Origin of the sequence: Paenibacillus whitsoniae, assembly GCF_003955665.1 — a bacterium.
In the GTDB taxonomy this organism is placed as follows: Bacteria; Bacillota; Bacilli; order Paenibacillales; family NBRC-103111; genus Paenibacillus_E; species Paenibacillus_E whitsoniae.
This window is the reverse complement of record NZ_RXHU01000015.1, coordinates 431,281-444,657: the sequence shown is the minus strand read 5'-3', so window position 1 is coordinate 444,657 and position 13,377 is coordinate 431,281. Positions and strand designations below refer to the sequence as shown.

Here is a 13,377-nt window from a genome sequence, read left to right as displayed (position 1 = left end):
GAAGGTCGTAATTATGAGATAGATAAGTCGCCTTAGTAGTAGCCTGGTTCAATCATGGGACGATAAACTTATGATAGTTTATCTGAACTAATTACGAAAGAGGTGCCTTATATTGAAACCGCTACCCTATTTAGCAAAAGAAAACGGACTTTATAGCCTTATTGTAGATGGCAATCCTTACATTGCTCTTGCCGGAGAGATTCACAACTCCAGTTCTTCAAGCCTTGAATACATGAAGGAAAAAGTGTGGCCGAATTTACGCGGTCTTCATCTGAATACCGTTATTGTACCTGTTTTTTGGGAAATGTTGGAATTTCGCCAGGGGAGCTTTGATTTTACTCTGGTGGATGGCATTATTGAGCAAGCCCGCGAGGAGAATTTGCGTCTCGTACTGCTCTGGTTCGGATTATGGAAGAATGGAAGATCTACGTATGTACCAGGTTGGGTGAAGAGAGATGACACTACCTATTTCAGAGCATGCTATCCGGGGCCGTCAGCAACGGATACAATTTCACCCCTGTGTGATGCAGCAGTTCAGGCTGATGCCAAAGCTTTCAGCCAGCTAATGAGCCACTTGAAAGAAGTGGATGGCCAGCAGCATACGGTTATTATGGTGCAGGTGGAGAATGAGATCGGATTTCTAGGCAGCGATAGAGATTATTCCGCATATGCCAATGAACAATTCGCTCAATCGGTTCCGCAGGACGTGAGCGAGGCTTTTGGCAATAACGGAACTTGGAGCGAGGTATTTGGGGGAGACGCTGCGGAATATTTCATGGCCTATTATTATGCTCGGGCAGTAGAGGAGATTGCACAGGCCGGGACGAAAGAGTATGCTTTGCCTATGTTCGTAAACGCTTGGCTGGAGCAATTCCCCGAGAGAGCGGGGGCTTATCCAAGTGGTGGTCCGATAGCGAAAGTGATGAAGATATGGAAAGCAGTTGCACCTACGATAGCCCTCTATGCCCCTGATATTTATTTGGCCGACTTCGCCAAAGTTTGTGAGGAGTATACGGCGGGAGGCGATAATCCGCTGTTCATTCCTGAAGCGAGGCGTGATATGGTATCTGCCACGAATGTCTTTTATGCGCTTGGCAAGCATGATGCGCTTTGTTTTGCGCCCTTTGGAATCGAAGATTTTCTTGCTCCCGCAGACGGCAGTGATACAGGTATTGATTTCGGACTTATGATGGCGTTGAACATCGACAGGTCCGCTTTTCATTTGAACGGAACCGGACCTTATTTGGCTCAAAGTTATGAATTGCTCGGCAATATGCTGGGGATAATAAACCAATACCGTGGTACGGGTCAAATGACAGGGTTTTTGCAGCATCACAACAGCGGTTGCATACTTCCGTTCTCAAAATATGACTTAAAGCTGACGTATAAACGTCAGGAACAGGGTAAACCAATAGCTGGAGGGCTGGTTATCGAAGTTTCCGAAGATGAGTTTATCCTGGTGGGTATCGGATTTTCAGCAGAATTTCTCCCAAAACGAGGGGAAGCCAAAAAAGTTGGCTTTGTGAAAATTGAAGAGGGATCCTTTGTGAAAGATCGGTGGAATATGAAGCGGGCACTTAATGGGGATGAGGCGGCATACGGGATTTCAATAGGCAGGAATCCCTCAGCGCTTTATGTGGAAGTGTATAAATACAACATTTGATTAATAATTGATAAAAACAAGGACTGTCGAGCAGAAGCTGGCGGTCCTTTTGGACATGTAGGAGGGCTGGTTCATGCTTGGAATCATATCGCATATTTCATGGAATTCAATTCGATTTAAACTGGTGGTTGGACTTTTGTGCATCACAGTGCCGCTGATAACTCTACTGATCTATACGAACTATTACAGTATTCACGTCGTTCATAATCAAGTGGCCGTGTCTAACAAGAATATGATGTCGCTTTACATGAAGCAAATCGATAATCAACTGGATGATGCGGACAAGCATGTGGTCAGCCTTGCCGCTACGGATCTGGATATTCAAACGTTCGGAGCTCCAGAATCGAATACTGCCTATCAGTTAGCCAAAACGAGCTTGAATAATAAACTATCTTCCGATATATTGTCCAAGCCAGTCGATTCCTTTTTTGTTTTCTCTATCCCAAAAGATGATTTGTTAGATGTGTTCCGCGGCACTATTACTTATAGCGAAAGGACGTTAATTAGAAACTACCTACATCCCTATTTGAGCAGTAATCCGGATTTTGCCGGTATTCATGGCAACAGATGGTTCGCACAGAAAATCGGACAAGGCTTTTATTTTTTCCGTATTCTTCAAATCGGGGATATCTATATAGGAACGTGGTTCGATGCCGGAAGGCTGCTGACTCCACTTAATTTTATTAATCTTGGTAAAACAGGAGCGGCTTTATTCGTATCAGATAGAGGGGAGCCCCTGAGCAGCACAAATATTTTACCGGACGGGGAGATCGATCTTACTCAGGGGTTGCAGCAATATTATATGACAGGCGATAAAAATGATATCCTTGTGGTCGGCGAGTCTTCACGCATGGGTGATTTCAGCCTGATGGCTGTCATTCCTGACGATCAAATATTACAGCATTTGCCTTATCTTACTCGTATCATTACAGCCATAACGCTCGGCTCCATTGCATTGCTTCCACTTAGCTTATGGTTTCTGCGAAAGACGGTTCTCGTTCCGCTAAAACGGATATTGGGGACAATGCGGAGGATCGGTGACGGACATGTTAGTGTAAGAATCGAACCGTTTTCGACGTCAGACGAATTTCGGATGGTAAACGATACGTTTAATAAAATGATGTCGCAAATTGAAGATCTGAAAATTAATGTATACGAAGAACGGCTTAGTAAGCAAAAAGCTGAACTCCAGCATTTGCAGCTGCAAATCAATCCGCATTTTTTCATGAACTCGCTGAATATTTTATTTAACTTAGCCCGGATGAAAAACTTTGATTTGATTCAGGAAATGACGCTTTGTTTAATGCAATATTTCCGTTATATGTTTCGCAGCAACTTAAGCTTTGTTACCTTAAGAGATGAAATCAAGCATATTCAAAATTATTTGCGTATTCAAAAGCTTCGTTTTCCGCAGACGTTAACTTGCACCATATCAGCTCCTGATTTCTTAACGGAGACCCTGATTCCACCGCTTGTGATTCAGACCTTTGTAGAAAATGTTATCAAACATGCCATTACGATGGATGATCCGATAGAGTTGACCCTAGATATCGATTTGGATGAAACAGCACTTGAGCCCAAACTGAAGGTAGTCATTCGTGACACGGGAAAAGGCTTTTCTGAAGAGGTGCTTGATGAGATCCATAAAGGAAATAGAATCATTGATGAGCATGGAGATCACATCGGAATTTGGAATGTATCACAACGCTTGAAGTTACTGTATGGGGATAAGGCTCGAATCGGTTGTTATAACGGGTTTCCACAAGGGGCCGTAGTTGAATTGACGCTTCCACTTGAACCGCCAGAACAAAAAAGGGGATGATCGACCGTGTTTTCAGTACTGATCGTGGATGATGAACAAATAGCCGTAGAAAGCATACAATTCGGTTTGAATTGGAGCGAATTTGGCATTTCCTCTGTTCATACTGCCTATAGCGTGCGTCAAGCGAAACAAATATTTGAAAACCATCAGATCGATATTCTGCTCTGCGACATCGAGATGCCTCAAGCTTCGGGACTTGATCTGCTGGCGTGGGTGCGGGAACGTTTTCCCAAGACGGAAACGATTTTCTTGACCTCCCATGCGGACTTCTCTTACGCGAAGCAGGCTATACAACTAGGCAGTCTTGATTATATGCTCAAACCGATCCTGTTTGAGGAGTTGGGAGTAGTCATCGGCAAGGCCACTGAGAAGATAAGTAAGGAGAGCGAGTTGAACGAATACAGCCAGTATGGAAAATACTGGTTTCAACATCAACCGCTGTTGATCGAGCGGTTTTGGTTGGACATTATAAACCAGACCATTCCATCAAACCCCGAAGCTGTGAGGAAAGCCGCTGAAGAACGGAATATACCATATGCTGACGAAATGTCCTTTTACCCAGTTCTAATCCGTGTTCAACGTTGGCACAAGAGTGTCAGCCTGCGTGACAAGAAGATTCTGGAGTACGCGTTAAAAAACTCTGCAGAGGAATTAATCATCAAAGAACAGCAGAATGGGATGTTGATTGCGATGGGGGCTGACACGCTTCTGGCTATTTTGACTGTCGAGGCAGGCACTCAAGAGGATTTGAAGCAAGCTTGTCAGAACTACATCGCATCTTGCCATCAATATTTCTTTTGCGATTTGTCTTGTTACATGGGGGATGAGGTGGTCGGTCATGAAATGACGACCATGGTTTTCAAGTTGATGGAGTTGGATAAAGACAATGTCGCCTATGACAATCGTGTATTCTTGTCAAATGAAGCGCAAATCGCCGAAGGAAGCGGCAAGCTGCCGGATATGAGTCTGTGGGCTGTCTTGTTGAAGGAGGGAGCTACAGAAAAAGTGTTGGCGGAAGCAGCGCATTTTTTTGAGCAATTCAACGTCAAGGAGCGGTTAAATGCCCAGCTGCTGCATCAATTTTATCAGAATTTTCAACAAATGCTTCATTACTTGCTCCAAACAAAGGGGATACAGGCGCACCAATTATTGAGTGAGCACGAGACCATGGAGTTGTCGGCTAATGCGACCCGATCTGTGACCGATCTTCTCCAGTGGATCAGGCATGTAGTCGGTAAAGCAATGAATTACATGGCGGTTGTGGAGCAATCCCAGAGTGTGGTGGGCAAGGTAATCGCCTATATCAAACAGCACATCTCCGAGGAATTATCACGTGATGATATCGCTGGCTATGTGTATTTAAACCCGGATTATTTAGCGCGTATTTTCAAAAAAGAAACGGGACTGATCATCTCAGATTATTTGATTCAGGAACGTGTGAAAATCGCCCAGGAGCTGCTGACCAATACCGACATGCCGGTAGCAGCGATAGCTTCACGAATCGGTTATTCTAACTTTTCTTATTTCTCCAGGGTTTTCAAAAAGGTTACGGACTTGAATCCGGCAGAATACCGATTGAAATATCATACTGGGCAGAATGTCTCAAAAAGTCGGCTGAGTGAAAATGAAAAGTCGTGACTGTAGCAGATGCTTTGTATAGTTGATTGTAAAATAAAGATACATTCGTCAGGAACTGCAAACAGGTTGAAGAAACCGGTTCCAATTTGGCGAATAGAAGATGAAACGGGGGATAACCATGAACAAAAAAACAATGGCAGTAAGCTCAGTTGTACTCTCTTCCATGCTCTTCCTCTCCGCATGCGGCAGCAGTGGCAACCAGGCAAGTACAACGACACCGAGCTCAACTGCCACGGAGAAAACACCTTCATCCAATGAGAAATCGGTAGAATTAAATGTTGCTTTTCCGATCTTCGGAGCCGTACCGAAAGATATTATCGCTGTACAGGAAGCTATTAATCAGATTTCCCTGAAGAAAATCAATGCAACGGTCAAATTAACGCCGATTAGCATCGGTGACTGGCAGCAGCAGAATAACTTGATGCTGACAAGCAATGAGAAGCTGGATTTGATGGCCGTATTAGGCAATAATTACAGCAATCTCGTTGCCAAGAATCAGGTTCTGCCTTTGTCTAAGCTGTTGGATCAGCAGGGAGAAGGCATCAAAAAATCACTGGATCCCGCCTACTTGAATGCCGCCAAGGTCAAAGGCGATATTTATGCAGTACCAACGATTCGCGATCTTGCTGCCAATTATGGGATTTTAATGAAAAAAGAGATTGTCGACAAGTATAAAATTGATACGACGAAAATCAAAACGCTAGACGATGTGGAAGCTGTACTGAAGACAGTTAAAGATGGCAATCCGAACTTTACACCGCTCGTGCCGTCCGCTGTCGGCCGGTCGTTCACGGAAGAGTATGTACCCTTTGACAACCTGGGCGACTACATCGGAGTACTGCCGAATTACGATAATGACCTGAAGATTGTTAACTTGTATGAATCGAAGGACTACGCGGATTTCGTTAAGAAGATGAGAAGCTGGTATAGTGCCGGATACATTCTTAAGGATGCTGCCACGAATAAAGACTCGCAATTCGATTTGATCAAAGCAAACAAAGGATTTGCCTATCTATCCAAACAAAAGCCAGGCTTTGAAGTGAATGAAACGAAGTCCGTAGGTCAGCCCATGGTTGCTGTTTCGTTGATTCCTCCAGTTGCGACAACAAGTACCGTCACCTCTATTATGTGGGGAATTCCACGCAATACCAAAACGCCTGAGAAAGCGATGGCATTCCTGAATTTAATGTACGCGGACAAAGATATCATCAACTTGTTTGATTGGGGGATTGAAGGCAAACACTATGTGAAAAAGTCAGACAATGTCATTGATTATCCGGAAGGCGTTAACAGCTCTAACAGCGGATACAACCTGAACATGGGATGGTTGTTTGGCAATCAATTCTTGTCCTATGTATTTAACGGGGATGAACCTAATCTTTGGAAAAATATGGATGAATTTAACAAGTCGGCCAAAAAATCGAAGGCTCTTGGGTTTATTTTCGATGTGACCCCGATCAAAACAGAATATGCGGCTGTTACGAACGTTGTGAAGCAATATAAACTGCCGCTTGAAACAGGATCCGTGGATCCGGATACAGTACTCCCTGATTTCATAGCCAAGCTAAAATCAGCCGGGATGGATAAAATTATCGCGGAGAAGCAAAAACAACTCGATGAATGGGCGAAAAGCAATAAATAAACCTGCGTTATCATATTGCTTCCACCTGCCCGATCAACGTCATGTTGATCGGGCTTTTCTATTTACGAGGCAGCCTCTTAGTCGCCTGAGTGAAAGTGAAAAGTCGGTTTAAAGGTAGTTGGGGGAATCCAATTTCACTATCATTAAGAGTATAAAAGACACAAAAACACCTATTAAATGAAGGGGGAAGGCGCCATGGCAGCTATCCAAATGCCAAATAAGAAAGTAAAAAGAATACTGAAATATAGCCCGCTCTACGTCATGATGATCCCAGGAATCGTGTACATGCTGATTAATAATTATATGCCGATGTTCGGACTCACCATCGCTTTTAAAGACATTGACTATGCCAAGGGTATTTGGGGCAGTGATTGGATCGGGCTGAAAAATTTCGAATATTTATTCAAAACACAGGATGCATTCATTATTACTCGCAACACGATATTATATAACACCGCTTTTATTATTCTCGGTCTAATCGCTTCGGTCGGACTTGCCATTCTACTAAACGAAATCAAGAGTAAATTTGCTTCGCGTTTTTATCAGAGTGTCGTTATATTACCGTTCCTGATTTCGATGGTGCTGGTTAGTTATCTTGTCTATTCCATGCTCAGTATGGAAAATGGTTTCATAAATAAAACGATTTTGCCTGCCGTCGGCTTGGATCCGATTTCATGGTACAGCGAACCGAAATATTGGCCGTTCATTTTGACTTTCGTTCACATTTGGAAAGGGGCGGGTTACTCCTGTATCGTTTATCTGGCAGCGATTATCGGCATCGACCAAGAGTACTATGAAGCAGCAACTCTGGACGGTGCGTCGAAGTTTCAGCAGATCCGTACAATTACAATACCGCTGATTACTCCCGTTATCATCATGCTTACAATGCTTGCGATCGGCCGCATCTTTTATTCTGACTTTGGCTTGTTCTATCAAGTGCCCATGGACTCGGGTGCGATCTATGATACAACGAATGTTGTTGACACTTATGTGTATCGAGGCTTGATGCAGCTCGGCGATATCGGTATGGCATCGGCAGCGGGCTTCTATCAATCGATCGTCGGCTTCGTGCTTGTCATCGTATCCAATTTTATCGTTCGTAAAATAAACAAAGAGAACGCACTTTTTTAAGGGGGAAACATTGTGAACAAAGAAAATCGCGCTTGGCAGTCGGCGGCCCATATCATTCTAATCTTGTTTTCCCTGGCTTGCCTGCTTCCGTTCGTTCTGCTGACCGTCTCATCCTTTACCGATGAGAATGCGATTGTCCAATACGGCTATTCTTTTTTCCCAAAAGAACTGGGCCTTGAAGCTTATGTTTATTTGTGGCAGCGGTCCTCCCAACTTTTGCATGCTTATGCCATCACCATTCTGGTGACGGTTCTAGGGACAGCATCCAGTCTGCTGATAACATCGCTTCTTGCTTATCCACTGTCGCGTCGTGATCTTCCTGGGGGTATATTCTTTGCCTTCCTGCTCTTCTTCACGCTGCTGTTCAACGGAGGGTTGGTTCCAACATATTTGATCTATACACAAATTTTCCATATAAAAAATACAATCTGGGCACTGCTCATCCCAGGATTACTGATGAACGGCTTCAACGTACTGCTGATGCGAACGTTCTTTATGACGACCGTGCCTGTGCCTGTGCTGGAGTCAGCGAGCATTGACGGCGCAGGGGAGTTCAAGATGTACTACAAAATCGTTCTTCCATTGTCACTGCCGATTATGGCGACTGTAGGTCTCTTTCAGGGTCTTGCTTATTGGAACGACTGGTACAACGGCTTGATATATGTGACGGATCCCAGCTTGTTCAGCTTGCAGAATGTGCTTAACCGCATCATGAGCAATATTCAGTTTCTGGCCAGCAACAGTTCGTTGAGCTCCCGGTCCAGTGAAGCGGTTGCACAGATTCCGGGCGAAACGTTCCGGATGGCGATTGCGGTGGTCGGTGTCATTCCGATTCTGATTGCTTATCCGTTCTTCCAAAAATATTTTGTCAAAGGCATGACGGTTGGAGCAGTGAAGGGTTAATTCCATTAAAAAGGATAGAGAGTTGAGAGAATACATGGTGTTTGCAATGGTGCCGACGGAAGAGGTATCGGTTGAGTTGAATTTTAATGGAGATATCTTCAGCGGCGAGATCAGGCTTCCTTATATGAGAAGCATACCGCTGCAAGGAGTTAAAGACCGTGGTCCTTCTCTCTCGGAAATGCTGATTGAAGAAGTGGCGCCTTACCGGAAAACAGGAGTCACCGAGCGATCGGATGAGGAAATCCGCAAGGCTGTCGATGAGCTGCTTGGACATTTCCGATCCACCGGAGAAGCTGGTTGCGGAAGGTCGGGCTGGTTCGATCATGGGCGCTTTTGACAGCCGCCGCGTGTTTGAGTTACAGAAGATCGCTGTCGAACAGTCACCGCACCGGATTCCGCTGTTGTTCAATGCCGATATCATTCACGGACACCAGACAGTATTCCCCGTGCCTTTGGCGTGGTCTTGCAGTTGGGAACTGTATGCTTTATTTGTCTCAGAAGTACTTCATAACTAAATTGTTTATAGACATTTTTGATCACCACAACCACTTCAAAACTTTATTTGTATTTTTGTTTCGTGAAAAATCCAGCAAACCCTTATGTTTGCTGGATTTCTGCGCTTCATAACTTTAATGTCTCCCGACAGCGGCCTAAAGTATTGGAGGACAAATAAGTTTTGAAGTAGACAATAAAGTTTTGAAGTGACAAATAAAGTCTTGAAATCACAAATTAAGTTTTTAAGGATGGATGTTCGCAAATAACCGCGTTATATCAACATTTCCAGTCTACATCTTTATTTTCTTTAGAAAGCAGAAGATTGCTTACGCCGGGGGATTCGAGGATAGTTAAACGATAGCGGAGCTGCGCAATTTGCGGGCTCCGTTTTCTTTTGCCAATCCCGATTTCTTGCGCCACAAGGCTTCCGAACCGATATGCAAAAAAGCAAAACCGTGAAAATATCGAAGATTTACAGCCTTTTTGGCAAACCGCTATGATAGGGCTATCCGATCGGGGAGTTGCAACGAATGATAAAAAGAAACAAGGTGATAGTGGGGATGAAGCTGGTCTTCCGTACGATCGTTCGGGATCGCGTGTTATATATGATGATGATTCCCGGGCTGCTGTTCTATTTCATTTTCAAGTACGTGCCAATGTATGGATTGCTGATGGCTTTTCAGAACTACTCCATCAGTAAAGGGATATGGGGAAGCAAGTGGGTGGGTCTTGATCATTTTCAAGCGTTTTTCGATTCACCGGATGCAGCGGTGCTCATTCGCAATACACTCGTCTTAAATGCGCTGGAACTGCTAATCGTCTTTCCGGCGCCGGTTGTGCTGGCGGTTTTGTTCCACGAGCTGCGCTTCCCGCTATTTAAAAAGCTGGCTCAGACGATCAGTTATTTACCGCACTTTATTTCCACTGTCGTCATCTGCGGGATAATCGTTAACTTCTTGTCGCCATCGACTGGCATTATCAATCATCTTCTCGAAGTGTTCGGGATCAAGCCGATCATGTTTCTCGGAGAATCACAATGGTTCCGTCCGATTTATGTTGCATCCGAGCTTTGGCAGAAGGCCGGTTGGGACACCATCATCTATTTGGCGGCTATTGCCGGGGTCAATCCTACGCTGTACGAGGCGGCTAAGATGGATGGAGCCAACCGTTGGCAGCAAATTCGCCATGTGACGCTGGTCGGTATGATTCCGGTGATGATCATTCTATTCATTATTAAAATCGGACACATTCTGGAACTAGGCGTTCAAAAAATTATTCTGCTTTACAATCCTCTCGTCTACGATACGGCAGATGTCATTAGCACTTTTGTGTACCGAAGAGGGCTGCTGGATGCCGATTACAGCTTTGCTTCGGCGGTCAGTCTGTTTCAGTCGGTCATTGGGTTGATTCTGGTGGTTGCCTTTAACCGGCTGGCCCGGAAATATTCAGAGACGAGCTTATGGTAGCGGAGGGTGAGCAATGAGAATGAAGACGAGCTTTGGCTCCAAGCTTTTTGACGCGGGTAATCTGCTGTTCATGATCGCGCTTATGCTGCTGATGATCTACCCATTACTATACGTGTTTTCGGCATCCATTAGCAATCCAAGTCTAGTCGTTAAAGGGGAAGTGCTGCTGTTCCCCAAGCAAATCACGAAGGAAGCGTACATGCTCGTCGCCAAGGATTCCTATATCTGGATCAGCTATTACAACACCATTAAATATACGGTGCTGCAGACGGTGTTTACGCTAGTTTTTACCGCCATGCTGGCCTATCCGCTTGCCAAAAAGAGACTGCTCGGCCGCCGTACCATCATGCTGCTGATCGCCTTCACAATGCTGTTCAGCGGAGGCCTTATCCCGACATTTCTTGTGGTGAAGCAGCTCGGTCTGCTCAACACGACGTGGGCGTTGATTCTTCCTTCCTTAATCAGCACCTGGTACTTGTTCTTGATGCGGACGTTCTTCGAGGGGATCCCGGAAGAGCTGGAGGATGCGGCGACCATTGACGGCTGCAGCGCATTGGGCGTTTTATTCCGGGTGGTGCTTCCTTTGTCTGCACCAATTATGGCAACTGTTGCGTTGTTTACGGCAGTCGGTCAGTGGAATTCGTTCTTCGAAGCGCTGATCTATTTGTCCGATAAACAGATGTATCCGTTACAAATTCATCTTCGCAATATCGTTATTGCTAGCTCCGCTGCCTCGCAGGTATCGGGCAGTCAAGATGGGGATGTGTATATTCTGGAGACCGTGAAGTACTCCACGATCATCTTCGCAACCGCGCCGATTTTAGTTGTCTATCCGTTTATCCAAAAATATTTTGTGCAAGGGAGCATGATCGGCGGCATAAAGGGTTAGAAGCTGCTGATGCGAAGCGAAATTTATCATATAATCGATTATGGGAGGCTAGAAAGATGGGCAAAAGAGCGAAATGGCTGGCCGGCATCACCGCCGTCGCAGCAATGGTAACCTTGATCGCAGGGTGCTCCGACAAGCAGGAAGCAGCCACGAAGAATGAAACGGCTGCATCTCCAAGTGCGCAGAGCAATCCCCGAACCGGGGGACTGAGTCTGCCGCTAAGCAGCACGCCGGTTACTTACAAATTTTTGATCCGTGAGGTAGCGGATATTCCCGTCAAGAATGACTGGCTCGTGCTGAAAGAGCTAGCTAAGAAAACAAACGTCAATATCCAGTTCGAGCCTGTCCCTTCAACGGGCTATGAAGAGAAGAAAAAGCTGCTTATCGCAACCAACAACGTGCCTGACTTTTCCTTGGTGAACGAGACGGATGCGCTCAAAGCAGGGCCTGATAAAGTGTTCCTGAATCTAAAGCCTTATATCGACAAAGGCTTGATGCCGAATGTGAAGAAGCTGATGTCCGAAATTCCGGACATTGCGGCTGTAACAACAGCAGGGGATGGCGGTATTTATTCGCTGCCCGGTTTGAGTGAGCCGAACTGGCTCAGTTATTCCTGGATGGTGCGCGACGATGTCATGAAGGAGCTTGGCTTGCAGCCGCCGAAGGATACAGACGACCTGTATCGCATGCTGAAGGCGATGAAGGAGAAAAATCCGAAATCGTTCCCGCTAATTATGCAGAATGCAGCGGCTGCCGGGTCCAACGTGTCAAGCTTGTTTAACGTGTTTACGACCATGTTTACAGAGACGTCGTCCACGCTGGGCTATAACCCTTTTAATAAGAAATATGAATTTGCTCCAAGCCATCCGCAGTACAAAAATATGTTGACGTACTTGAACAAGCTATATACGGAAGGGCTGCTTGATCAGGAGTTCGCCATCATGAAGACGCAGAACTGGGAACAACGTGTGCAGTCGGGCGCTTCCTTCATGACCTATTACAACAAAGGCCGCATCGATATTTTTACTGATGCAGCTGTGAAGGCCGATCCTAACACGAAATACAATATGGTCGGCATGGCGCCTGTGGCGGCACCTGGAATGAGACCGTTCCAGTTGCTCAAAGCCAAGGTGAACGCTCCCGTATCCGTGGCGCTGTCCGCCAATATTAAAAATCCGGAAATCGCCGTACAGTTCTTCGATTATCTCTATAGTGACGAAGGCTCGGATATTTATATGCTGGGTGCTGAGGGCGTTACGTACGAGCGGGTTAACGGGAAGGCGAAGTATTTGCCGGCATTGGGGACAATTCCGACGGCTATCCAATCCAAGTTGAAAGCGGATTACGGCATACGGTACAACAATTTTCCACTGCTGAACTATGTGAACAAAGGCAGAGACGCTGAGCCGCCGATGACCAAGAAGCTGCAAGAGCTCGAAACGTTGAATGCCAAGTCGGCGATCGATCCTCCTCCCTCTGTGATCGCGACGGAGGCCGAGCTGAGCCTCGAGAAATCGAAGCTGCCGAGTCTCGAGAAGTATATCGAGCAAAAGCTGACGGAGTTCGTCATGGGGAAAACGCCGATTTCGGACGCTGCATTGAATGATTTTATCGCACAGTGTAAAAAGCTTGGAAGCGACGAATTAATAAAGATGTATAACGATCAGTTGCAACGGGCGTTGAAAAAATAGGCACTCCTTAACAAAAGGTCTAGGACGAGAGGAACGG

Annotated in this window: 10 protein-coding genes; all 10 read left to right on the top strand. The window is 45.5% G+C overall.

Features of this window, described 5'->3' with window-relative positions:
* The first annotated feature begins 112 nt into the window (after nucleotides 1-112).
* Nucleotides 113-1,663 (top strand): DUF5597 domain-containing protein, encoded by a 1,551-nt coding sequence (locus EJQ19_RS06360; RefSeq protein ID WP_164716355.1) that lies wholly within the window; start codon nucleotides 113-115, stop codon nucleotides 1,661-1,663.
* 73 nt (nucleotides 1,664-1,736) lie between these two features.
* Nucleotides 1,737-3,485, top strand: coding sequence for a sensor histidine kinase (locus EJQ19_RS06355; protein WP_126140342.1), 1,749 nt, complete (start codon nucleotides 1,737-1,739; stop codon nucleotides 3,483-3,485).
* A 6-nt stretch (nucleotides 3,486-3,491) separates the two neighbouring features.
* Nucleotides 3,492-5,123 carry a response regulator gene (locus EJQ19_RS06350; RefSeq protein ID WP_126140341.1) on the top strand — a complete coding sequence of 544 codons (1,632 nt, stop codon included), beginning with the start codon at nucleotides 3,492-3,494 and terminating at the stop codon, nucleotides 5,121-5,123.
* A 118-nt stretch (nucleotides 5,124-5,241) separates the two neighbouring features.
* Entirely contained in the window at nucleotides 5,242-6,765 is a 1,524-nt protein-coding gene (locus EJQ19_RS06345) for an ABC transporter substrate-binding protein (RefSeq protein ID WP_126140340.1), read from the top strand.
* A gap of 195 nt (nucleotides 6,766-6,960) precedes the next feature.
* A complete protein-coding gene (locus EJQ19_RS06340; protein WP_126140339.1) occupies nucleotides 6,961-7,896 on the top strand; it encodes an ABC transporter permease in 936 nt (311 codons plus the stop codon).
* Between the two features lie 12 nt (nucleotides 7,897-7,908).
* Complete coding sequence (locus EJQ19_RS06335) at nucleotides 7,909-8,799, top strand: carbohydrate ABC transporter permease (RefSeq protein ID WP_126140338.1); 891 nt, start codon at nucleotides 7,909-7,911, stop codon at nucleotides 8,797-8,799.
* 22 nt (nucleotides 8,800-8,821) lie between these two features.
* Nucleotides 8,822-9,136, top strand: a complete 315-nt coding sequence (locus EJQ19_RS06330) for a hypothetical protein (RefSeq protein ID WP_126140337.1) — start codon at nucleotides 8,822-8,824, stop codon at nucleotides 9,134-9,136.
* Between the two features lie 688 nt (nucleotides 9,137-9,824).
* The gene (locus EJQ19_RS06320) at nucleotides 9,825-10,760 is read left to right on the top strand and encodes an ABC transporter permease (RefSeq protein ID WP_241242756.1); all 936 of its coding nucleotides are present in this window, start codon (nucleotides 9,825-9,827) and stop codon (nucleotides 10,758-10,760) included.
* Nucleotides 10,761-10,773: 13 nt separating this feature from the next.
* Nucleotides 10,774-11,649: a carbohydrate ABC transporter permease gene (locus tag EJQ19_RS06315; protein WP_126140335.1), complete on the top strand. Its 876-nt coding sequence runs from the start codon at nucleotides 10,774-10,776 to the stop codon at nucleotides 11,647-11,649.
* Nucleotides 11,650-11,705: 56 nt separating this feature from the next.
* Nucleotides 11,706-13,340, top strand: coding sequence for an extracellular solute-binding protein (locus EJQ19_RS06310; protein WP_126140334.1), 1,635 nt, complete (start codon nucleotides 11,706-11,708; stop codon nucleotides 13,338-13,340).
* Nucleotides 13,341-13,377: the final 37 nt, after the last annotated feature.